Origin of the sequence: Paenibacillus sabinae T27 (genome assembly GCF_000612505.1) — a bacterium.
Taxonomy (GTDB): domain Bacteria; phylum Bacillota; class Bacilli; order Paenibacillales; family Paenibacillaceae; genus Paenibacillus_AQ; species Paenibacillus_AQ sabinae.
This window is the reverse complement of the sequence record NZ_CP004078.1, coordinates 2,056,327-2,079,685: the sequence shown is the minus strand read 5'-3', so window position 1 is coordinate 2,079,685 and position 23,359 is coordinate 2,056,327. Positions and strand designations below refer to the sequence as shown.

The window sequence follows — 23,359 nt, the reverse complement described above, 5'->3', positions numbered from 1 at the left end:
TACGAAAAATCAACAACGCTGATTATACAAAACCTGCCGCAAATAATCAATAAAAATCGACGAATACCGTGAAGAATTTACACAAACAATAATAATGCTTGAAAATCCTCAAAAATGCATAAAAATCCTCCGTTTTTCACCGCTTTAAAACGATAAATCGGCAAACGCCCACAGTTTAGCTATACCCTTTTCCGGCAGAAATAAACGGCTCTGGGGAGGACCGCCATTACCCGATGGAACAATTTATTCATTGTAGCACAATCGGGTTCAGGATCACAGCGCGCAGGATTTAGCCCGGGAACTGCTTGTTTTCCTATGTTGACGGACGATTTCGAGGCGGCGGCGCACCGCTTTGAACGGTCCAGAAAAGCAAGCTCATGTCTGAATCTGCGATTAAGGTAAGTGTCGAGTTTGGGCTTAGTCGAGTTTGGGCTTAGGAGTGACCGGCGTAGAGGGGCTGGCATTTTCCTGCAAATATGCAGGTATTTCAGGTGAATTTGGCGCATGGGGAAGTAAAAGATGCGATTATGCAGCTATTAGAGCTCGCGGGCCGATTGGTGGGGAGATCGGAGGAGAATACCTGCACCGTTGCAGGAATGGGTTAAGGCAGGAGGAATTTCACTGAAAAAAGATGTATCAACGCAGGAATATCCGTAACCCGTAGTCCGCAGCCCGGAGCCCGCAACGAGCCCGCAGCCCGGAGCCCGCAGCCCGTAACCCGTAGTCCGCAGCCCGTAGCCCGTAGCACGCAGTCCGCAGCCCTCAATCCGCACACAATCCGGCCCGTTAATTTTCACTGGATAGTCTGTGGACGACCGTAGGTGGGAGGGGATTTTCTGCAAATCCAAAAGGTTATCAAAGGTGACTTAGGCACAGGATGTAGAAAAGAACCCAAATGCGGCCAAATCCTCCGGCATACCCCGCGGCCGACACGTTTGGGAGGCTGACTCATACACTGAAAAATGGCCGTTCTTAACTACGAGAGTAGGAACGACATAGACACAGCGCGAAAAAAAGTCAAGGACCCATTCCTCCCGCCTGCACGGGGTAAGGGTCCTTTAAATGTCATGAAGAAGTGAAATCAAGCTTCTACTGCCCGAATCCCACCCGCGGACGCTGCCGCTCTTTGGTCTCCACGGATACTGAACGGATCGCCGTAATCGGAATGTAATGGACCTGATAGTCCGTCACGTATTTGATAAACTTCTCGCCCACCTCTTCCAGAACGCCATCCCCCAGAAAGGTGCCGTCCAGAAAATAAACCGCCGCTTTTTCTCCCTGCAATGCCGTTAACATGTTCTCTCTCTCCTTTACAATTGGGTGATCACTTTGTCGATAATGCCGTACTCCAAAGCTTCCTCGGCCGTCATGAAGAAGTCCCGGTCCATATCCTTCTCGACTTTGTCGATCGGCTGACCGGTCCGTTCCGAGGTAATGCGGACAATTCGTTCCCTCACCTGCAAAATGCGCTTCGCGCTGATCGCGATGTCGCTCGCCTGCCCCTGCGCCCCGCCGTGCGGCTGATGGATCATGATTTCGCCGTTCGGGAGACAGCAGCGTTTGCCGGTCGCTCCCGACAGAAGAAGAAAGGCCGCGAAGGAAGCCGCGAAGCCGGTGCAAATCGTATTCACCTGGGGCTTAATCAATTGCATTGTATCATAGATCCCGAACCCTGCCGAAGTGGAGCCTCCCGGACTGTTGATGTACATATGAATATCCTTGTCCGGGTCCTCCGCCGCCAGAAACAGCAGCTGCGCAATGACGCTGTTCGCGAGCTGGTCGTCGATCGCCGCCCCTACGAACACAATCCGGTCTTTTAGCAGCCGGGAGTAAATATCGTAGGAACGCTCACCCCGGCTCGTCTGTTCCAGCACATAAGGAATATAACTCATTTTCGCTTACCTCCACCGATTGGATTGAATGTTTTGTTCTGACCCGTATACGGTTGAAGGCGCCCGAAAGATACTGCAATTGATACTCCGATAAAATAATTTCAGCCGCGTATCGTTTCCGCATCGTTATTCGTTTACACTGGAAAGAAAGAAGGAATGGGTTCAGATATCGCTTATGCAAAAGGAGGAATACGCATGATCACTCCGAAACGCGCGGAAGAAGGGAAGCTGCCGGATGACAGCGGGATTATTCAATTACAGGCCGCTCTGAAAAGGTACTGTCTGTCGCTCACCCGCTCAAGCTGGGATGCCGAGGATTTGGTTCAGGACACCTGGGTAAAGGCGCTTAACCCCTTAAGGTCCGGGCACGGCAACCCTGAAGCCTTCCTGCTGCGGATCGCCAAAAATACATGGCTTGATGCGGCGCGGAGAAAAACCGCGCTGAGCCAAAAGCTGCCGCTGCTGCTTGATCCGGCGGCGGTTACGCAGAGCGGCGGAGATTTCGCCGCGGAAATGGCTCTGCAGGCGATGATGAAGCATCTGTCTCCGCTTCAGCGGACGGTGTTTCTCCTGCGGGACGTGCTGGAGTATTCGGCCGCCGAAGCCGCGGAGCTGCTGGGGACCACGGAGGGCGCCGTCAAAGCGGCGCTCCACCGGGCGCGCCGGGCGCTGCCTGCGCTGCGGGAGGAGCTGGCCCTGGGCGGTCCTCCGCTCCCGGAGGAGCCCGGCTTTCGCGCGCTGCTGGAGCGGATGGCGGCCGCTTGCGAGCGCGCGGACATTGCCGAGCTGATCGCGCTGGCTCGGCAGGAGGACGAACCAGCCGAGGCCGTCGGCTGGATGCAGGATGCCCGGCCGCCGTACAGCACAGGCCGGAGCGGCGGCGGCACCGTTATGCTCATGGCAGCATAAGGCCGCCCGCCTAACAAACAAGAAAGCGCCCTGCCGGCTTATGGCAGTGGCGCTTTTTTTATCGCAACAGGGGACTAGGAACGCATCAATACCCACTCCCGGGTACCCGCTTCCCGGCCGCGCGCAGCTTACTGCGAGCCGCCCTGCGCAGCCGGCTTTTTCCCGATTCCGAAGCGCGACGTTACCCTTTTGACAAGCTCGGGCAGCAGCGCAAAGGAATCTTTTTCAAACAGGGAATTGATGGCCAGATAAATCGGGAATATCACCGCAGACAGCACGATTCCCCATATTACAAACGATAGGTAGGAATGGACAGGGAGAGTGACGCTCTCCACGACCAGATAGATGAAGACGAACAGCGCGATATTGGCCCCCCACTTCTTAAACGTGAGCCACGGACTGCGATCCATAAGCCTGCGGTTGGCATAAAAAATCATATCTGTCGTGCGGTACAGCAGCGCCGCAATCGTGCCCATCAGTACACCATAGATTCCGAACAGCAGGACAAATCCAATCGAACAGACAAGATTGATCACCGATTCCAGAATCGATCTTCCCTGGGTGCTGCGGAAATGGCCGGCGATTTCGATCACATTGTCCACCGGAGCCCGGGCATTCATTAGCAGCTTGGCCGCGGCGAACAGCAGAGGCAGCAGAACATCGATGTAGTTATTGTCTTTGATTCCGGCCGTGTACAGATGCATGAACGGCAGAATCATAATCGTAACCACAGTGATCACCGCAAAAATAAACCCGGTATAGTACGTCTCGTACATGTTGTACATTTTTATAAACTTTTCCCGGTTATCGAAATAACTTTGGCCGAGTGCGAATTTGAAGCTGCCGGTGACCATATGCACCAGATTGTCCACGAAGTTGAACACCATATTATACAGGACGTAGATGCTTACGACCTTCAGATTCGTAAACAGGGTCAGCACGAGAATATCCGTATTTCGGAAAATCAGATAGGACAGCTCGTGGATGAGCGCGGAATTCTTTTGGCTGATCGCCCCATAATCGGGTTTCCGGTTAAGATCGATCCAGCTGTAATATTTACGGATATAGAAACGGTAGAACACAATCTGCAGCAGGATGACGATAAAATAAACCGCCTGTACGGCGATAATATTAAAGCCTTGCAGCAGCAGCACAATGCGGACCAGACTGTTGGCGACATTGGCAATGGTGCCGACCGATGAATCGATGTAGCTCTTCCCCTCGGCAAGCAGGAGCACTCTGAACTTCCCCTGAAAATAATAGTTGACCGCGCCGCCCAGCCCGCTGAGCGCCACAACCGCCATGACCGTCACCGCGTCAAAGCCAGATTCAATCACAAATGGATAAACTCCCGCAATCAGGACGACCGCGGCGAAATAATAAAGTCCCGTTTTTTTGTAATAAATCGAGGTAGCAGCCAAAATATCATTGATCTTGGAACGGTCGTTCTTACTGATCGGCCGGTAGAGGGCCTGAATCGACGCTGCGCCGACGCCAGCTTCCAGCAGTGACAAATAGGCGATGATCTGTGTGATGGAGGCAACCAGCCCATTGGCTTCTGAACCGTAATTCAGCATAATCAGCCGGGGAATAAAGAAGCTGAGCGCAATGGTAACCAACTGGCTGAGCAAGCCGATGGAGATATTGAGAAAGCTGCGTTTGGCAATCATACCGTTCCTCCTTTAGCTTCATATTGTAACTGCTTGGTTTAGTGCATTCCTTCCCTCGATTATTAGACAGCCATACTCCGGTTTCCGTTACGCCGTCGCATGACGGAGTGTGGAGCGGATACGGGACTTCAGCTTGATCGCCGCCTGCTGGCATCCGAGGAGCACCCGGTACAGCTCAGGAGCGATTAGAAATGCGCGGACATGCGCTTTCGCATTGCCGTTCTCTTTGGTCCAGCGCTTGATTAAATCACGCATTTCTTCATTTAAATGCGGGTAGTTCCTGTCAATATCCTGCAGCAACGTGCGGATGGACACTTTGCCCGAGCTTCCCAGGCAGGTCTTCAGATTATAAAAATAGTTCTCAATCATGTGGCGATACAGAAGCGTATCCTGAACCTCTTTCAGCTCAGGCCGTCCGTCCATATACATTCCGGCCCGCTTGAAGGCGTCCGCAAAGTCAAATTTCTTGACGTTGTATACGCCCGAGATAGACGTACTCCGGTGCAGATAATAAGACAACACACTGTCGATAAAAACAACGTCGGCCGCGCGCGCCAAAGCCTTAAACGTGTACTCCTGGTCCTCTCCGTTCACGCAGCCGGGCGTATAGAGAATCCCTTCCTCTTCCAGAAGTCGTCTCTTGTAGGCGGCGCTTGCCGTCCAGATCCGCATGTCCTGATTGACCAGCACATGCCGCAGCGCATCCGCGCCCGACATCCGCTTCGGAAGACGCGGGGTATCCCGGTAGAAATCGTAGAGCTGCTTCCCCTTCTCGTCGACCAGCGTCCATTTCCAGCATACTATATCGGGCTCTCCGTTATCCGCCGCCTTGGCGAAAGCTTCAACCAGACCGGGGGCCACATGATCGTCGCCGTCAAGAAACAGAACATAGTCGCCGACCGCTTCCTCGGTCCCCCGGTTCCGGGCGGCGCTGACTCCACCGTTCTCCTTGGTGATCAGGCGGCAGTTCGCCAACCGGCCGCTGTCGATAAAGTTCCGGACCGCCTGCCCCGTCCCGTCGGTGGAGCCGTCGTCAACGACAATCGTCTCAAAATCCTTGCTGCTCTGTCTGGCGAGCGATTCAAGCGTATAACCGATATACGCTTCGACATTGTACGCCGGAATGATCACGCTAAGCTTCACAAGCTCTCCTCCTTTTGACGGCTGTTCCTTCATTTATTACCAGTCAGAACGGCCGGCTTGAAATTCACGGCGTCCCCGCCGCCAATACTGTCCGTAAACAGCGCCTTCAGCTTGGCGCCGATGACCTCCTCGGAATACTGGGTGCGGACAATTTCGAGCGCCCGGTCCCCCATCTTCGCGCGGAGCTCGGGGCTTGACAGCAGCTTCCGCAGCGAGTCGGCCAGCCGAAGCGGGTCGAGATTCTCCGCAAGCAGCCCGTTCTCGCCGTCGCGGATCATGCCTCTGACCCCCATGACATTGAAGGCCGCGGCAGGCAATCCGCAGGCTCCAGCTTCCAGCAGGACCAGCGGCAGTCCTTCATAGCGCGAGGGAAGCACAAACAGCTCGCTGGCGTTGTAATAGTGCCTCAATTGATTTTTGTCGCGTACCGAGCCGAGCAGGATGATTTTGTCCTCCAGACCGGCATCCGAAATCCGCTTCCGCAGCTCCTGCTCATCCGGCCCGCTTCCGGCGATCAGCACCTTCAGCTCCGGAAAGTCATGAAGTGATTTGACCGCCTCAACGAGCAGCGAATGCGCTTTTTGATACTCATCCAGTCTTCCGACCGTTATGATGTACCTTGAACCGGGGTCCAGGTCCAGTGCGCGGCGCGCCTCTTCCCGGTCTTCCCGGTGGAAGATGGACTGGTTAACGAAATTCGGAATGATGCGAATGCGGTCTTTCATATGGGGCAAAGAAGCGAGCATGCTGCGATGCTCATCTTCGTTAAGTGTCGTCAAATAAGCGGCCTGGCTCAAGGTCCGTTTTTTGATCGGCATCAGGAATTTCGGTATGCTGCCTCCGTGATAGGCCGCCACGATCGGTATGCCAAGAGATTTGGCAACGCCGGCCAGCCGTTCAAACCGTCCGGAAGCATATTCCTGGGCATAGATGACATCGATGCCGTCGTCCTGCAGAATCCGCGCAAGGTCCGGCTGAATCGTGGAGGCGTACTGGGAAATGAATTTAAGCACGGGGGTCCGGGTTGCGTAAGGAATCCGGTCATACATCCGGTACAGCGTGCCAATCGGTATGAACTTGACCGTGCAATCGACCACTTTATGCTGATAGGTCCGGGCCTTGTCGCCGGTTTTGGTGAAATTGTAGATGGTGGTTGTGATCCCGTGCTCACGGAGCAGGCGGGCATAGTCAAACGAAAAATCATTATGATAGGACTCGACATACTCCCGTTCGTTGATGCCGAGGCCCTTGACGAAGAAATCCTCGAAGTAATTGGTGTGCATAAAAATGCCGATATGCATCATACGTTCCTCCCTGTAGATAAGAATTCGCACCTTGAGCGCGGCTCTGCCGGGCGATCTACATCAGGCTCTGATTCTTCTCTTTGCGGAACGGAAAGATCAGGGTGCTGTACAGCAGGCTGTAGAAGGCCTCGCTCGTCGACAGGATAAGAGCGGCCAATTTCAGTTTCGGCCCGATCGGCTTGGCCGTCAGGATGACGGACAGATTTTCGCGCAGGAACTTTTTGACCTTTTCGACATCCCCGCTCTGGGCGGTTCCGTCTTTTTGCCTGAGCAGATAATTATACAGCTCCATCGCTTCATTAATGACGACATTGGCGGCCCAGCCCCAGGTAGCCTTATCGATTTTGTCCCGGTACTGGCTTCTGACCTTATCGTACTTCTCATAGGCTCCGTAGAATTTGTCCTGGAGCTTCTTCAGATTTTTGCTTCCGGTGATGCTCTCTTTGCGCTTGAAGTAAAAATATTTCGGAATGTTGACCAAAGACACCTTGGAAGCCTTCAGGAACAGCTTATAGGTTGTCGGAGTATCCTCGTAATACACCCCGACGGGATAGTTGACATTGCGGAACAGCTCTCTTTTGTACAGCTTGTCCCAGGCCAGATTCTTGATCCGGACGTCCATCAGCAGCTCGCTCAATCCTTCCACATTGCCAAGCACGCGGGGATAGCCGTCAAAATTGTTGATCTGGAACAGCTCGCCCTCAACCACCTCGTAGTGGCAGCATACGGCGATGTCCGAATCATTTTCGATTATGGAATGGTACAGCAGCTCATACATATCGTCGGCAACCCAGTCGTCCGAATCGACAAAGCCGACGTATTTGCCTTCGGCGATATTAAGACCCCAGTTTCTGGCGTCGGACAATCCGCCGTTCGGCTTATGAATGACCCGCACTCTCGGGTCCTTGGCGGCGTACTCGTCGCAAATGGCGGGACAGTTGTCGGGAGAGCCGTCATCGACTAGAATCAGTTCAAAGTTCTCGAAGCTCTGTGCCAGAATCGAATCCACGCATTTGCGGATATAATTTTCCACCTTATACACAGGCACAATGATGCTGATTTCCGGTTTCATCGAAGCAGGGCACCCCTTTCCATGGATAATAAAGTAAGACCAAAGATTCACGTTCGGAGGACCTTGGACTCCCCGGTTCCGCTTTAGGAAACCTTCTGAAACCGGCTCGAATCCCAAATCCGTTTATAGGCTTAACCTCAATATATTTATCGCAAGAAAAAAGGTCAATGGACTTTCAGAAAACACGGCAAAAATGGCTCTAACGTAGTAGAAGGGGGTACCCTCGTAGAGGGGGAAATTCGCTAAAAAAAGAGGAGTTTCGCGCTTAAGCGATCCCCCTCCATTTTGCTCCCAATATATCTGTTCCCTATATAATAGTAGAATCGTTGTTCATACTCCCGGGCAAATGGCCCGGCTACTCGGCAATCGCCTTTTCCAGCTCTTCGACATAGGCCAGTCCCAACTTTGAAAGCGCGGCGTCCTTATGGCAGATCCAGCCCACATTGATGCTCTCGTCGCAATCGAGCGGAACGGGAATGATCTCGTTGCCGTTCAAATCCGCGCTAAGCACGCCCGTCGATATCGTGTAGCCGTTAAGGCCGATCAGCAGATTGAACAGCGTCGCCCGGTCGTTGACCCGGATGCTCTTGGGGTGCGACAACGTGCTGAGAATTTCCTCCGAGAAGTGAAAGGAATTGTATTCCCCCTGCTCAAAGGACAAATACGGATATTCATGAAGCTGGTCGATGGTCACGATGGACTGCTTGGCCAGCGGATTATGGATGCTGATAAAAATATGCGGCTTCGCGATGAACAGGCTGTTGAAGACCAGCCCCGCGTCCTTGAGCAGCCTGCCCATCACCTTGGCGTTGAACTCATTGAGATACAGAATGCCGATCTCGCTGCGCAGGCTTTTGACGTCCTGAATGATTTCGTAGGTCTTCGTCTCACGGAGCGCCATTTCGTATTCTTCCTGGCCGTGCCGGCGCACCAGGTTCACAAAGGCGTTGACCGCAAAAGCGTAATGCTGGGTGGACACGGAGAAATGCTGGGGCGACGGCTTGGCGCCAAGATACCGGTTCTCCAGCAGTTCGGCCTGCTCGACCACCTGCCTGGCGTAGCTTAGAAACTCCGCGCCTTCCTTAGACAGCGAAATGCCTTTGTTGGTGCGCTCAAAGATCGTGATCCCGATTTCTTCTTCCAGATCCCGGATCGCGTTGGACAGGCTGGGCTGGGAAATGAACAGCCGTTTGGCGGCTTCGTTCATCGAACCGCGGCCCGCCACCTCGATGACGTATTTCAATTGTTGTAGAGTCAATGGGACGATTCCTTTCTCAAACAGGCTTATAGATAGTTTTAGCTTGGATCCGGTTCCAGGTTGCTGCAGGCAAAGCCCTGTTCCCGGAGCGTGCGTTTGGCGTCCCCGTACTCCGGATTGGCGGCGAAGAAGGCGGCGACACGGGCGGTCCAGTCTTTTTCCTCCAGCCCCTGAGCTTTCAGCGCCTGCCGGTTGCTGTCGTTCATTTCCTGCAGGTATCCGGCCAGATCGGGATTATAGCTCTCCTCGTGCCAAACCGCGGGCAGCGGAAGCCGGGGCTGCTTGGGCACTTCGGCCTCGGGATACCCGACACACAGACCGACTACCGGGAATACGTATTTCGGCAGCTTCAGCAGGTCGATGACGCCCTGCGTATTCCGCCGGATGCCGCCGATCGGAATGACGCCGAGGCCCAGCGACTCCGCCGCGACGATCGCCGCTTCCAGCGCGATGCCCACATCCGTCGCCCCGATCAGCAATGCATCCACATCGCGCTCTGCTTCAAATGAAGTCTCCTCGATCTCGCCCGCCAGCTTGGCGCGGTAAAAATCCATGCAGAACATGAGAAACACCGGTGCTTCGGCGACATGCTTCTGGTTCCCGCTGAACTCCGACAGCTGCCGCTTCCGCTCTTCGTCCCGGACGGAAATCACCGTCACGTGCTGGCCGTTGATCCAGGAAGGAGCCGCCTGCGCGGCTTCGATGATGGTCCGCAATGCTTCCGTTTCCACTTCCCGCTGTGCATACTGCCGGTAGGAGCGGTGATTTTTTAATGTAGCAATAACTTCATTCAAAAGAATGTTCCTCCTTCATATTTTCTAAGCTAAGCCCTATTATAACGGATATCGCACAAAAAAACGCCCGGGCGCTTATGCGCTCAAGGCGTTCGGTAATTTCAGGCAGCAGCGTCGAAATCGTCATCAAGGACCGCATGTTTCAGTGTACTTCCTCGCCTTGGTAGATGCCGGATATCTCCCTGAATTTGAACTGGCATTTCAGAAATACCGGGACGATGTCCGGATCGAAATGCTTGCCCGCATCCCCCGTGATAATCGCCACCGCCTGTTCATGGGACATGGCGTCCTTATACACCCTTTTGCTGGTGAGTGCGTCGTAGACGTCAGCCACGGCCATCAGCCTTGCCGAGAGCGGAATGTTTTCCCCCGCAAGTCCTTCAGGATAGCCTGTGCCGTTCCATTTTTCATGATGGGAATACACGATTTCCTTGGCATAACGAAAAAAAGTCTCGGTCTTGTTCATCAGCTGCTCCGCCCGCAAAATCGCCTCTTTCCCCAGCGTCGTGTGGGTTTTCATGATCTCGTACTCTTCCCGGGTCAGCGGACCCGGCTTCTGCAGGATATAATCCGGGATGCCCACCTTCCCGATATCATGAAGCGGAGCGGAGGCGGCAATCAGATCGACGCTCTCCTGGCATAAATACGAGCTGTACTTAGGAGTCCGGCTAAGCTGGGTGGCCAATTCTTCGACATACAGCTTCGTCCGCTGGATATGGTTCCCCGTATCAATATCCCGGATCTCGGCAAGAGCGGCCATGGACATAATGCTGACTTCCTGAATCAAAGATATTTCTTTGATCCGTCTGGAAATTTCGGTCTCAAGAAAATGGTTCTTGTCCTTGAGAAAATCCTTCGACCGCTTGAGCGTCAAATGGGTCTTCACCCTGGACAGCAGAATTGGCGAGCTGATCGGCTTCGTAATATAGTCAACCGCTCCCAGCTCGAACCCTTTATTCTCATCCTCCACCTCTTCCTTGGCAGTCAGGAAAATCACCGGTATATCCTCCAGCTCCCTGTCCATCTTCAGCCTCCGGCATGTTTCATAGCCGTCCATCACCGGCATCATGATGTCGAGCAGAATCAAATCGGGCGGTGCGGCTTTGGCTACTGCAAGCGCCCTCTCTCCGTTCGTTGCAACTTTCACCTTATACCGCTCTTTCAGCAGGCCGCTCAGTAAAGCAATATTGTCAGGCGTATCGTCCACCACTAAAACAACGGGTCTCAGGTCAAGCATCTTTATCAACCCCTATATCCAAGTTGCCGTTCCTTACCGCCCTTTCGATCCGGTCAATCGCATCTTCGTAATCGAATATTCCGATCGAGCGGGCCGTTAAGCGCCATTCCTCCGGCTCCATCCATGCCTTCAACTGGTCCTTGACCGATTGAAAATAATCGGAGGCTTCACTGTCGCTCTCCTTCAGGAGTACAAGCAATTTCCTTACGGCCTGCTCCGCTGGACGGGTTGGAACCTGTGCCTCGATTTCGAGCAGACGGGCTTCCCGTAACCGGGTCCGGATTTCTTCCGTAATGCTCAGGACACCAGCTTCGAGCTTGTCCAGAACCAGATCGGTCTCCTCTCCGGCAAGCCCCGCCGCAAGCATTGTGACGGCTTCGTCGGCCAGAAGCTGCACTTCCAGGGCGCCGACATTACCGGATACGCCTTTTAAGTTATGGGCGAGCCGGTGGGCCGTCGCGAAATCCTGCCTCTGCGCGGCCCTTTTGACCTGAATCACGGTATTCCCGTGGTTGTCTGCATATTTCTGCAGCAGGCTGACGTACAGCTTGACATTATACCCGGTCCGCCTAAGGCCGTTAACGGTATCGATTCCGGCAAATTGCGGAAAGTACGGAGCCTCGAAAGGAGTCCCGATACCTTGTTCATTGATCTCAACCGAGCGGCTATCGCTCAGCAGCCTGCGTTTCCGGTTGTCCGAAACCCATCTGTCCAGAATGGCGAACAGAATATCCGGGTCGATCGGCTTGGGCACATGATCATTCATGCCGGCCGTCAGACACTTCTCCCTCTCCTCCGGCATCGTCCGGGCCGTCATGGCGATAATCGGCAGCCGCGGGGTCAGCTCCCGGATGGCCCGCGCGGCGGCAAATCCGTCCATTACAGGCATTTGCATATCCATCAGCACCAATTGATAATGCTCCCCGGGCATATCCCTCACCATGCGAACGGCCTCCGCTCCATTCGGGGCGATCTCCGCTTCGATTCCCTGACTTTTAAGCAGCTCTACGGCGATTTGCTGGTTAATTTCGTTGTCTTCGGCCAACAGGACCCTTATTCCCGCCAGCTTATAATCCTTCTCCTTTACGATTGAGGGAACGGACAATCCCCCGTTAAGGGTAGCGAACCGACTGATAATCATGTCATAGAGCAGTGACTGATTGACCGGCTTGACCAAATAATCGTCTACATTCCCGGTGTCAGTCTGGTTAAGGAAATCGTCCCTTCCGAAAGCCGTAACGAGGATCACTGCGGGAACATGCCTTAAAGACGCATTGTTCTTAATCCTTCGGGCGAGTTCGGTGCCGTATTTGCCCTCGATCTCCCAGTCCAGGAACACGGCTTCGAATGGCTCACCGGCATCCGCCTGTTCAAGAGCAAGCAGCGCCTCTTCGCCGGATGACACGGCCGTCGCCCGGCATTCAAAATCCCGCAAATAATCGGCCAAAAGCTCTCCAGCGGCCCGGTTGTCGTCTACGACAAGCATCCGGAGCCTTCCAAGCTCAACAGGTACCGCTCTGGCCGGAGAGACGCTCTCCGCGCCGACGCCGAACCAGGCCGTAAAGGCAAAGATGCTTCCCTCGCCCTCCTTGCTCTCCACCCACAGCGTTCCTCCCATCATCTCGACGAGTCTGCGGCTGATGGCAAGCCCAAGTCCCGTACCGCCGAATTTGCGTGTGGTCGAGTTGTCCGCCTGGGTAAACGCCTGAAAAAGTCTGGCTTCCGCTTCTTTACTGAGGCCGATGCCCGTATCCCGCACGCTGATCTTCAGCTTGATCCTGTTGTCCACTCGGCGGACCTGCTCCGCCCGGACAACGACTTCTCCCGTCTCGGTGAATTTTACCGCATTGCTTACCAGATTAGTCACGATCTGCTGAAGGCGGAGCGGATCGCCGGTCAGATTCTGCGGTACATCCGCCGGTATGTAATACATCAGCTCCAGGCCTTTTTCGTAAGCGGACTGGCTTGACAGGGCAACCGAATCCGTGATCACCTCCTGAAGCTCAAACCCGGTATCCTCAAGCTCCAGCTTGCCGGATTCGACTTTGGAGAAATCCAGAATCTCGTTGACGATGCCAAGCAGGGAGGTCCCGGCATTATGAATTTTGGACAAATAATCCCGCTGCTTGGGGCTGAGCTCAGTTTTGAGCGCCAGATGAGCCAGTCCGATAATCGCGTTCATTGGCGTTCGGATTTCATGGCTCATGTTGGCCAAAAACTGCGACTTGGCGGCCGTTGCCTCTTCGGCGACGTGCAGAGCCGTTTTAAGCTCCTCTTCCTTCTTCTTCGTCTCGGTAATATCCTCGGAAACGCCCAGAAGAAAGAGCGGCTTGCCGTCGGCATCCAGAATCGGCACCTTTGAGGCATGGACATACCGGAGAGAGCCCTCCTCGCCGTCGCCCGGCAAAATTTCAATTTCGTTCACGGCTTGCCCGATCTCCAGAACCTTACGGTCCGTACTGTTCAGCTTCCTTGCCACCTCTTGCGGGAACAGATCGTAATCGCACATCCCCGGCATTTCATCTGTCGACAGACCAAGGAAATCGGCGCAGGCCTGATTCGCTTTGTAGAAATTGAGCGTTTCGGCGTCCTTGACGTACAGCATGACAGGAATATGATTGATGATGACATCGAGGAAATTCCGGCTTTCCAGCAGCTCTTTTTCCTTCGTCTTCAGATCCGTAATATCCGTCATTATGCCTAAATATCCTCCCACGGAGCCGTCGGAACGGTGATAGGCCGAAAGAGAATACAGAATATCATGCTCTTTTCCGTCGGCAAAGGGCCTTCTGAGCTGCCTTTGGGAGGGTAGGCCATTACGGCTTACTTCCTTCCGCATATCGTCCAGTACCCGATAGCTGTCACGGGGCATGTACGACAAGTCCCTCGCATGCAGTCCGGTCAGTTCCTGGCGATTCACATTAAACGCACTCTCGTAAGCGGTATTGCAGCCAAGGAAATAACCCTCGACGTCCAGGTAAAATAACGGGTGGGGCAAAGTGTCAATGAGCTGGGAGGTGAAATAGAACTGGTCGGACAGCTCCCTTTTGATGCGTTTGTACTCGGACACATTCTCTTTAATGCCGACATAATGAGTGATGTTCTGGCTGCTATCCTTGATGGACGAAATAATGGCGGCTTCCATGTACTTCTCTCCGCTCTTCTTTTTGTTGATGAATTCCCCCTGCCACTTGTCGCCCCGGCTGATGGTCTGCCACATTTCCCAGTACATCTCGGGCTTTGCTTCTTCCGATTTCAGAATACCCGGCGTCTTGCCGATCAGTTCTTCCTTGGTGTAACCGGTCAACTCCGAGAAATAAGGATTGATGTACTGGATCCGGCTGTGCGCATCGGTGATCACAATGGAAAGCGGCGACTGCTCGATCACATTCAGATACAGGCGCAGCTGCTCGTTGTATTTCTTCTCGGTTTCCAGCAGCTGTTTGGCCGCCCGGAACTGCTTCACGTACAGGCGTACGATAAAATAAGCCATAACGAATATCGCCAGATAAACGATGCTATGTATGGAAGCCAAGAGCGGCATCCTCCCCTCAGAGTCTTCCTGGTTTTCCTGAAAACTCCCTTTATCTTTTCTTCGACATCATTCAACAAAAAAATTAGACCGGACACTCGCTGGTTGCGCTTACAAAAATAATATTGTGACAGGCCGCCGCCATAAATTCAAACGGCCGCCAAGCACCCTTATCAGGCTGCCCGACGGCCGTGTCTTCAAACCCAAAATGATCCTATTTTACCGTTTCATTGTACTGCTTGAGCTTGTCTGTGATCTGCGACGCTGCATCCTGAAGTGCCTTGTCCGGCTGCTTCTGTCCGTTCAGCGCCTCTTCGATGGCCCCTTCAACGATTTGGCGCGCTTCCGGGAAAATGCCCATGACCGCACCCGAAGTGGCATTCGAGGCGCTTGAAGCGTGAAGCTGATCAACAGCAGTCTGGAACTGCGGGTATTTGACCATATTGTCTTTCAGAACCTGCTGGTCGTAAGCAGCCTTCGTGATGGGGAAGTAACCGGTGCTTACGCTCCACTCGGCCTGCACTTCCGGCGAAGCCACATATTTGATGAACTCCCATGCGGCTTTCTGCTCCTCCTCCGGCTTGTTGTTCATGATATAAAGGCTGGCTCCGCCGACAACGACGCCGCCTTCATTGACACCTTCCGGTCTTGGCAGGAAGCCGGTTCCCACCTCGAACTTGCCGCCTACCGCATCCACCATCTTCCGGAGAGCCGCCGTCGAGTTTAGGGTCATCGCCACCTGGCCGGCTGCAAATGCGCTGTCCGTGTCATCCGTATCCCGTCCGAGGTTGGCGACGGCTTTTTCATCCACCATCTTTTTCCACCAATCCAGCGTATTCACTCCAGCCTCCGATGCCAGCAGAGACTCTGTTGCAGCTTGATCGCGGCCATTGCCGCCGTTCACATACTCCGCGTTCTGATTGGCGAATAGCTGCTCCATGAACCAGCCGTAGATTGCGATAGCCGCTCCCGGCTTGCCGTTCTTGCTCAGTGCTTTGGCGGCCGCTTCAAATTCTTCGAAGGTCTTGGGCGGATTCTCGGGATCGAGTCCCGCCGCTTTAAAGGCATCCTTGTTGTAATAAAGAATCGGATTGGACGTGTTGAACGGCATCGCGTTCAGTTGGCCGCCAATCGTATAGTAACGGATGATGTTCGGTTCCAGGGAAGACAAGTCAAATTTATCCTTGTCGATAAACTTTTGTACAGGAGTAATCATCTTGGAGTCGATCATAAATTTGCTGCCGATCTCATACACCTGCATTAGATCCGGGCCGCTGTTCGAGCCGAGCGACGCCTTCAGCTTGTTGAGGCTCTCATCGTATTTGCCCTGATAGACGGCTTCAACCTGAATCTCCGGATGGCTTGCGTTAAAATCGGACACGATCTTGTTAATCGCTTTCTCTCCGGCGCCAGACATGGAGTGCCACCAGGTGATTTTCACCGGTGCAGCCGCGGCGTTAGTCGTCCCTTTATCGCTACCAGATTCGTTGTTAGACGACGTATTGTTTGCTTCAGTGTTCGCGTTAGCGCCCGAATTCCCTCCGCAGCCTGCCAAGACCAGCATCAGCATGGCGAGCACCAGAATCATTCCTCGTCTGAACCGCAGTCTTCCAAAGCCAAACCTTTTCATTGTCTTAACCTCTCCTTTTCCATTATCCGTCTTTTGGTTATATCTATCATCTGCAGAATGCAGCTGATTTCTCGGTTGGCCCCGGTCTTCTAGCCTTTCAGCGCTCCCGCCGCCATGCCACGCACCAGCTGCTTCAAGCCAAACATAAGCAGCAGCAGCGAAGGCAGAATCGCGAGTGTGATGCCGGCGAACACGAGGTTCCATGACGTCGATTCCTGAAATTCCAGCATGGAAATGCCGATCTGCACCGTCCGCATCCCTTCGCTGTTCGTAATCAGCAGCGGCCACAGATAAGCGTTATACATGTTCAAGAAGGAATAGACGGCCAAGGTGCCAATCGCGGGACGGGACAGCGGCAGCACATGCTGCAAAAAATAGCGGATATGCCCGCAGCCATCCATCCGGGCCGCTTCGAACAACTCCTTAGGCAGCTGAAGAAAGAACTGGCGCAGCAGGAAGGTGCCGAAGGCCGTCGCCAGAAACGGGACGGTCATTCCCTGATACGTATCGAGCCAGTTCAGGCTGCGGACGGTCAAGTAATTCGGGATCATCGTCACTTCCCAGGGAACCATCATTGAAGCGACGAACAGGCTGAAGATGAAGCTCTTGCCCTTGAACTCCATTTTGGCAAAAGCGTAAGCCGCAAGGCTTGCCGTAATGAGCTGCCCCGCCATCACGATGCCCGACACGAGAAACGTATTCCCGATGAATGCCGCAATCGGCACGATTCCGAATACGTCGATGAAATTGGCCGGATTGAACGTGTGCGGAACGATGGACGGCGGGAAGGCGCTCGCTTCCTCCGGCTTCATCACGGACAGAAAGAAGCTGTACGCCACCGGATACAGTGTGAATACGGCAAGCACGGTTAAGATGAGATAGACGGTGGCCCGTTCGGCGATACGCTTGTTCATTGATAATGCACCTTCCTTTCCACCCATTTGAACTGAATCAGGGTAAGGAGCAGGATCACCAGGAACAGCATCAGCGCCTGCGCGCTGCCGGTTCCGAAACGGAAATTTACGAAAGCCTCCCTGTAAATGGAGTAGACGAAGACATTTGTGCTGTTCATCGGACCGCCCTGGGTCAAAATGTTAATCTGGCCGAACGATTGAAAGGCGCTGATGATCGATACGACCAGAACGAAGAACAGTGTCGGAGACAGCAGCGGAACCGTAATCCGGCGGAACATGGCGAGCGGCCCCGCGCCGTCGATCTTGGCGCTCTCGTACATATCATCCGGAATGCCCTGCATGCCGCTGGAAATAACAATGTAATTGAACCCAAGATTCATCCAAACGGTCATGAGCGAGACGGACAGCAGCGCCCACTTTGGACTGGTCAGCCAAGGCACCGGCGCGAATCCGGCCAGCTCCAGCCCGTAGTTCAGCATGCCAAGCGACGGATGAAACAGGAACTTCCAGATGACGGCCGCAGAACCCACGGACAGCACCATCGGAAGCGAGAAGGCGAATTGGAACGGCCGCTTCCCCCTCAGAAGATTGTGGGTGAGCGCCGCAAGCGCGAGCGCGATCAGCATTCCTGCAGGAACGGTGAGTAGCGTGAACAGCGCGGTGACACGAATACCGTCCAGGAACAGGCCCGATGAGAATAAGGACTTGAAATTATCCAAGCCGACAAAAGAGGCTACCCTTCCGGCCGGATCTGTGCTGTACAGGCTGAGGTACACCGACCGCAGCAGAGGATAGAACATGAATACGCCGAACAGCAGCAGCGAGGGGGCCAGAAAAACGTAGGCAAGCATGTTTTCACGTATTTTCAGCCTTTTTAACGATATGGACCGCCGGGCGGCAGCGGAAGAAGCGCGTCTTGTTCCGGCAGGAAGGCTCCATTGATTATCAAGCTCGCTCAAGGTGAATACCTCCTTATTCGTTGAAATCTGCTCTTGTACAATCCTCTGCAAGTGTAAGACTTGAATGTAAACCGAAAACGACGGGAAATTCTGGCTGACGTAAAACTTTAGTAAAACTGTTAACCGAATGAAAAAACACAAAAAAGCTGTCCCGTAAATTGCATACTCAGGGACAGCTTCGGTTAAAGGGTGCGCGGCCAGCGGGTCTGGGCTTCAAATGAAACGGAATTTCTCCATCTTAATTTTGTCGAAAAGGACCTATGTCAAGCCTGAACGGGAAATCCTCCGCCTTAATCAGGCTTTTTGCCGAAAACAAAGAAATCGCAGAGTATAAGCCGGAGCTTTTCCCGCTTATGCTCTGCGATGCCCTTTTTTCTTAAAATAAGGAGGAGCTTTTCCTGCTCATGCATACTCCTACCTGCAGATTATAGTGAAGCCCACCATAGCCAGCAGCTCCCAATTTCCCGGGAAAATCACCTAATCCTGCATCATGCTCTCAAACAGCCTTTCAGTATCCTCCCGCTTGCACAGCTCCCGCTCGGGATTCATGACGGCGGCCGCTCCGGCGGCGATGCCGAAGCGGACGGATTCCGCCAGCGGCCCCCCCTGCTCCAACCGGTAGACAACTCCGGCCACCAGACTGTCGCCCGCGCCCACAACGCTGACAACGGGTACCTGGGGAGCGGTAATATGCTCGGCTCCTTCCTTGGAAATCATGAAGGCGCCCTTCGCTCCCAGCGAAACGATCACCGCTTCGGTACGTCCTTCCGCGATGAGCTTCTCCGCCGCAGCCTTCACATCATCGTCGCCCGTAAGCGTCATTCCGGTCAACTCTTCCAGCTCGCGGGCATTGGGCTTTAGCAGATACACGCCCGCATCGGCTGCCCGCTGAAGAGCTTCCCCCGAGGTATCCACGATGACCCGGCAGTTCCAATCCTTGACGGATTTGATGATCTGCGCGTAGTAATCCGCGGGACATCCTGGAGGCAGACTGCCGCTTAAGACCAGATAATCCGGCTTGGTCTTGAGCTGATTTAATTGATCCAGACACCGCTGCCGGTCGTCCTCGCCAAATGCCGGACCCGGCATATCGAATCGAAATTGCTGCCCGGTCGACTCCTCCAGAACAATCAAATTCTCTCTTGTTTGTCCCTTAATTGGGATAGACTGATGCTCAACGCCCTCTTGCTCCAGCATTTGATGAATCAGCTGCCCATGCAATCCTCCCGACGCGTATAGAGCCAAAGCCTTTCCGCCCAATCTGTGGATGGCCCTGGAGACGTTAACTCCGCCTCCTCCGGGTTGATAGGTCGCTTCACGGCAGCGGAGTTTATGGTCGGGAACCACCTGCTTTATGGCTGTGCTGGCGTCCACGCTTGGGTTAACGGTCAAAGTAACAATCATTTCCGCATCTCCTTTTTTGGGGAACCTCGTTATATTCTACCTAAACGGTATACTTCACATTTACCCTTTTTATACATAGGTAGGCTGGACCCGAGTGAATTCCCCAAGAAAAAACGGCCCGTCGTCACCCGGTTGCTCCTATTATCCGAAGAATCAGTCTTCCCTATGTTTCATCAGCTCCGTCTGCGCCTCCACAGCCGGTAGCCTTTCCTGACCGCTTCCAGCACCGTGTCCGGAACGCGAAACACGCCAAGAGAAGCAATCGGCCGGTACAGACGGCTGTATGCTTTTTTGAAATCGCTCCACATGGTGCAGTCTTCCTGCTTCAAAAAATCCGAAATGTCCACGATCAGGCCGCGCCCGTCCCCCAGCATTACATTTTTGGCGTGGACATCATGGGGATGGAGCCCCCGGGAAACGGCATATTTCAATGCCTCGTCAATGTCGCGGACAGCCTGATCGGTGATGGGAATCCCACGCTTCATGCAATTGTAGAAGGTTACTCCCCTAAGCCGCTTGAGCAGCAAAAAATTAGTGCCGGCATAATAAAGCAGCGAGTAGGCGGGATGCGAACCGAGACGCCGGTAAACCTCCACTTCTTCTTGAAGGCCCGGTCTTCCGGGAGCATATATCTTCACCGCATAATCCTCGTACTCCGGATGGAAGAGCACCGCGGCATAATTCCCCGATCCAAGGAGCACCCACGGCTTCGGAACGCTTCGGACCTCGATCGGGTCCTCCGGTTCCACGCTCTCCAAGACCAGATGCTCCAGCAGCTCTTCCTGTATGATTTCCAGCAGCTTCTCCATGCCTTACCCCCTGCGGCTTCATTCGACCAATTCAGTCACGGTTCTGCCCTCAGGCAGCCCTCCTCTGTCTCCAGTTTAAGGCATATTGTGCAAAAACACATCCAAAGACCGCAGCAATGGCTCCATGGCGGTGTTCTTACGGCTTACACAAACAAACAGGCCGGCCAAGGTTTGATCCTTGATCGGCCTGCAGGTATACGGTTCCTTATGGAACCGGCTCCGAAAAATGTACGAAAATTATGCCAATACGCCCAGCGCGTATCCGATAATGCCTACAGCGAATAAAGCAAAGATTAGAGCGATTGCGTTCACTTTCTTTTTAAGCAGCTTCATGCAGAGGAAGGTCAGCAGCAGAGGCAGCAGTCCAGGCATCAACTGGTCGAGAATCATTTGCACCGTCGTAATTACTTCTTTGCCGTCAGCGCCCGTATATTTGGAAACGACAAGCGGAACGTTGATACTGGTCCATTTGGAGACTAACGCGCCCATGACGAATAGTCCAAGAATGGAAGCCGATTCCGTCAGCTTGCGCAGCCGGTTACCCGACATATCGGATACAATTTCCGTACCCTTCTCATAGCCGTATTTCAAGCCGTACCACTTGGTCGCCAGACGGCACACGTTGAAGAGAAGGAAGAACAGGAGCGGTCCGACAATGCTGCCGGTCAGAGCGATGGAAGCGCCAAGCGCCGCGAGTACCGGACGGAGGGTTCCCCAGTAAATCGGATCGCCCACACCGGCGAGCGGACCCATCAGACCGACCTTCACCCCGCTAATAGTAGCGTTATCAATTGGCTGCCCATTGGCTTTCTGTTCTTCCATTGCGGCCGTTACGCCCATAATCGGGGCCGAGATAAACGGCTGCGTATTGAAGAATTCCAGGTGCCGCTTCAAAGCTTCCTTCTGATCTTCTTTCTTGCTGTACAGGCGCTTGATTGCCGGAATCAGCGTTACGCAGAAGCCGATCGACTGCATCCGTTCAAAGTTGAACGATCCGAGCAGAAACCAGGAGCGAACAAACATGCTGTTTATATCTTTTTTAGTTAATTTCTTATCTTCCATTGCGTAATCCCCTCTTTCTTTGGAAGCTTGCTACAGCTCATCGATTTCTTCGACCGCCGCGCTCTGCGCGTTATATTTCGGATTCAACTGGATGTACAGGATGGCCAGAACCGCGCCCACAATACCGAAGCCGACCAGGTTGATGCCCGTAAACGCTGCCACGACAAAGCCCAGGAAGAAGAAAGGCATCAGGTAACGGGCGGACATCATGTTGATAACCATGGCATAACCGACGACGACGATAAATCCGCCCGCAATTTGCAGACCTCTCGTGACAACTTCCGGAATGGAATTCAGCAGGCTCGTAACGAGACCCGTTTCAGCTGCAACCGCTACCAAAACAGCCGGTAATGCGACACGCAGACCTTGGAGCAGCAGCGCTATAAAGTGGCATAGCTCAATTCCCCTGAAATTCGATGATTCCGCATATTTATCGGCCAAATGCTGGAAAAATACGGTAATCGTCCGGACAAAAATCGTAAGCACCTGACCTGCGGCCGCAATCGGTATGGCGACGGCAATACCGGCGCCTATCGACTGATGACCCACGATGACAAGGATCGTGGAAACCACACTCGCGAGCGCGGCGTCGGGAGCCATGGATGCGCCGACGTTCATCCAGCCCAGCGCCATCAGCTCCAAGGTGCCGCCAAGAATAATCCCGGTCTTGATATCGCCGAGGACCAGACCGATCAGCGTGCACGCAATCAGCGGACGATGCGTCTGTCCTTCGTCGAGTACACTGCCCATGCCGCATATGGCGGCAACAATCGCTACCATTACGATTTCAAAAGTACTCATGTCATAACCCCTCTCTTATTTCCTTTGGCTATAAATCCTGAATCTTGGACATCAGATTCACCTTTGGATCGCTGGCGACTTTTCTGATCTCCAATTCGATTCCCTTTTCATGAAGCTTGCGGAACGCTTCGACGTCCTGCTTGTCGACCGATACCGCTCCGGTAATCTGTGTCTTGCCTTCTTTATAGCACATGCCGCCGACATTCACCGATTTGAACGGGACCCCTCCTTCCACCACCCGCACAACGTCGGTCGGGTTGGTAAACAGGAACAAGGTTTTGAAGTCGGCATACTTTGGATTATTATAGGCCTCGATCGCTTTATCTATGGTAACGACATACGCCTTAATCCCCGGAGGAGACACTTGCAGCAGCAGGGTCTTCCGCAATGTATCCGCTGCCACTTCATCGCTCACCGCGATAATTTTGTTGCACTTCGTTTCTTTAACCCAAACCGTAGCTACTTGACCGTGAATCAGGCGGTCGTCAATCCGAACAAATGAAATTTCCATCTTATAACTCCTCCTCTGCTTGGCTTTCTCTTATGCTGCGGAACGATTTCATTGAATCACGGCCAGCGCTGATCGCCAGTTGAGCCAATCCTTCCAGATGCTCCGATGAACGGTTGACCAGAACATCAACAACCATGGGCAGGTTCACTCCGGATACAATGTCTATGTTCTCATAGCCGGCAGCAATCCGGCTGGCGGCGTTGTACGGGCTGCCACCAAACAAATCGACAAGAAAAATAGCGCCGTCGCTCCAATCAAGCGTTTCCAAAGCTGCTTTGAATTTATCGACAAGCCCGCTAACGCTCTCACCGGGTTCAAATGTAACTCCCGCCACATTTTCCAACTGTCCGTAAACCATCGATGTCGACCTCAGCAGTTCCTCCGAAAATTTTCCATGTGTGCCAACAATAACTGCTATCATTCATTTCACCCCCTTGAATTGCCCTTCGTCCATATTT

20 protein-coding genes are annotated in these 23,359 nt (G+C 53.5%); 1 reads left to right on the top strand and 19 read right to left on the bottom strand.

Annotated elements, in window-relative coordinates; all coding sequences use genetic code 11:
• Positions 1-1,089 precede the first annotated feature (1,089 nt).
• Both PSAB_RS09495 and clpP read right to left on the bottom strand, forming a co-directional pair.
• Positions 1,090-1,296 (bottom strand): hypothetical protein, encoded by a 207-nt coding sequence (locus PSAB_RS09495; protein ID WP_025334345.1) that lies wholly within the window; start codon positions 1,294-1,296, stop codon positions 1,090-1,092.
• 14 nt (positions 1,297-1,310) lie between these two features.
• Complete coding sequence (gene clpP, locus PSAB_RS09490; RefSeq protein ID WP_025334344.1) at positions 1,311-1,892, bottom strand: ATP-dependent Clp endopeptidase proteolytic subunit ClpP; 582 nt, start codon at positions 1,890-1,892, stop codon at positions 1,311-1,313.
• Positions 1,893-2,087: 195 nt separating this feature from the next.
• Between clpP and PSAB_RS09485 the strand changes: the two genes are divergently transcribed.
• Positions 2,088-2,801: an RNA polymerase sigma factor gene (locus PSAB_RS09485; protein WP_025334343.1), complete on the top strand. Its 714-nt coding sequence runs from the start codon at positions 2,088-2,090 to the stop codon at positions 2,799-2,801.
• Between the two features lie 128 nt (positions 2,802-2,929).
• On the opposite strand, the gene PSAB_RS09480 is transcribed toward PSAB_RS09485, so the two are convergent.
• The 17 genes from PSAB_RS09480 to PSAB_RS09400 all read right to left on the bottom strand — a co-directional run bounded on the left by PSAB_RS09480 (position 2,930) and on the right by PSAB_RS09400 (position 23,322).
• The gene (locus PSAB_RS09480; RefSeq protein ID WP_025334342.1) at positions 2,930-4,471 is read right to left on the bottom strand and encodes a lipopolysaccharide biosynthesis protein; all 1,542 of its coding nucleotides are present in this window, start codon (positions 4,469-4,471) and stop codon (positions 2,930-2,932) included.
• 87 nt (positions 4,472-4,558) lie between these two features.
• The gene (locus PSAB_RS09475; RefSeq protein ID WP_025334341.1) at positions 4,559-5,614 is read right to left on the bottom strand and encodes a glycosyltransferase family 2 protein; all 1,056 of its coding nucleotides are present in this window, start codon (positions 5,612-5,614) and stop codon (positions 4,559-4,561) included.
• A 29-nt stretch (positions 5,615-5,643) separates the two neighbouring features.
• A complete protein-coding gene (locus PSAB_RS09470) occupies positions 5,644-6,918 on the bottom strand; it encodes a glycosyltransferase family 4 protein (RefSeq protein WP_084266479.1) in 1,275 nt (424 codons plus the stop codon).
• Positions 6,919-6,973: 55 nt separating this feature from the next.
• Positions 6,974-7,990 carry a glycosyltransferase family 2 protein gene (locus PSAB_RS09465; protein ID WP_025334339.1) on the bottom strand — a complete coding sequence of 339 codons (1,017 nt, stop codon included), beginning with the start codon at positions 7,988-7,990 and terminating at the stop codon, positions 6,974-6,976.
• Between the two features lie 355 nt (positions 7,991-8,345).
• The gene (locus PSAB_RS09460) at positions 8,346-9,248 is read right to left on the bottom strand and encodes a LysR family transcriptional regulator (RefSeq protein WP_025334338.1); all 903 of its coding nucleotides are present in this window, start codon (positions 9,246-9,248) and stop codon (positions 8,346-8,348) included.
• 38 nt (positions 9,249-9,286) lie between these two features.
• On the bottom strand, positions 9,287-10,042 hold the full coding sequence (locus PSAB_RS09455) for an NADPH-dependent oxidoreductase (protein WP_025334337.1): 756 nt from the start codon (positions 10,040-10,042) through the stop codon (positions 9,287-9,289).
• A 142-nt stretch (positions 10,043-10,184) separates the two neighbouring features.
• Positions 10,185-11,279 carry a response regulator gene (locus PSAB_RS09450; RefSeq protein WP_025334336.1) on the bottom strand — a complete coding sequence of 365 codons (1,095 nt, stop codon included), beginning with the start codon at positions 11,277-11,279 and terminating at the stop codon, positions 10,185-10,187.
• On the bottom strand, positions 11,272-14,814 hold the full coding sequence (locus PSAB_RS24550) for a PAS domain S-box protein (RefSeq protein WP_025334335.1): 3,543 nt from the start codon (positions 14,812-14,814) through the stop codon (positions 11,272-11,274). The genes PSAB_RS09450 and PSAB_RS24550 overlap by 8 nt, the downstream gene beginning before the upstream one ends.
• A 211-nt stretch (positions 14,815-15,025) precedes the next feature.
• A complete protein-coding gene (locus tag PSAB_RS09440) occupies positions 15,026-16,399 on the bottom strand; it encodes an ABC transporter substrate-binding protein (protein WP_420835632.1) in 1,374 nt (457 codons plus the stop codon).
• Between the two features lie 131 nt (positions 16,400-16,530).
• Entirely contained in the window at positions 16,531-17,355 is an 825-nt protein-coding gene (locus PSAB_RS09435) for a carbohydrate ABC transporter permease (protein WP_025334333.1), read from the bottom strand.
• The gene (locus tag PSAB_RS09430) at positions 17,352-18,314 is read right to left on the bottom strand and encodes a carbohydrate ABC transporter permease (RefSeq protein ID WP_025334332.1); all 963 of its coding nucleotides are present in this window, start codon (positions 18,312-18,314) and stop codon (positions 17,352-17,354) included. The genes PSAB_RS09435 and PSAB_RS09430 overlap by 4 nt, the downstream gene beginning before the upstream one ends.
• A gap of 477 nt (positions 18,315-18,791) precedes the next feature.
• Complete coding sequence (locus PSAB_RS09425) at positions 18,792-19,718, bottom strand: 1-phosphofructokinase family hexose kinase (RefSeq protein ID WP_025334331.1); 927 nt, start codon at positions 19,716-19,718, stop codon at positions 18,792-18,794.
• Positions 19,719-19,891: 173 nt separating this feature from the next.
• Entirely contained in the window at positions 19,892-20,527 is a 636-nt protein-coding gene (locus PSAB_RS09420) for a serine/threonine-protein kinase (protein ID WP_025334330.1), read from the bottom strand.
• A gap of 237 nt (positions 20,528-20,764) precedes the next feature.
• The gene (gene manZ / locus PSAB_RS09415; protein WP_025334329.1) at positions 20,765-21,589 is read right to left on the bottom strand and encodes a PTS mannose transporter subunit IID; all 825 of its coding nucleotides are present in this window, start codon (positions 21,587-21,589) and stop codon (positions 20,765-20,767) included.
• A 30-nt stretch (positions 21,590-21,619) separates the two neighbouring features.
• Positions 21,620-22,390: a PTS mannose/fructose/sorbose transporter subunit IIC gene (locus PSAB_RS09410; RefSeq protein ID WP_025334328.1), complete on the bottom strand. Its 771-nt coding sequence runs from the start codon at positions 22,388-22,390 to the stop codon at positions 21,620-21,622.
• A 28-nt stretch (positions 22,391-22,418) separates the two neighbouring features.
• Positions 22,419-22,901 carry a mannose/fructose/sorbose PTS transporter subunit IIB gene (locus tag PSAB_RS09405; RefSeq protein ID WP_025334327.1) on the bottom strand — a complete coding sequence of 161 codons (483 nt, stop codon included), beginning with the start codon at positions 22,899-22,901 and terminating at the stop codon, positions 22,419-22,421.
• Position 22,902: 1 nt separating this feature from the next.
• Complete coding sequence (locus tag PSAB_RS09400; RefSeq protein ID WP_025334326.1) at positions 22,903-23,322, bottom strand: PTS sugar transporter subunit IIA; 420 nt, start codon at positions 23,320-23,322, stop codon at positions 22,903-22,905.
• Positions 23,323-23,359 lie beyond the last annotated feature (37 nt).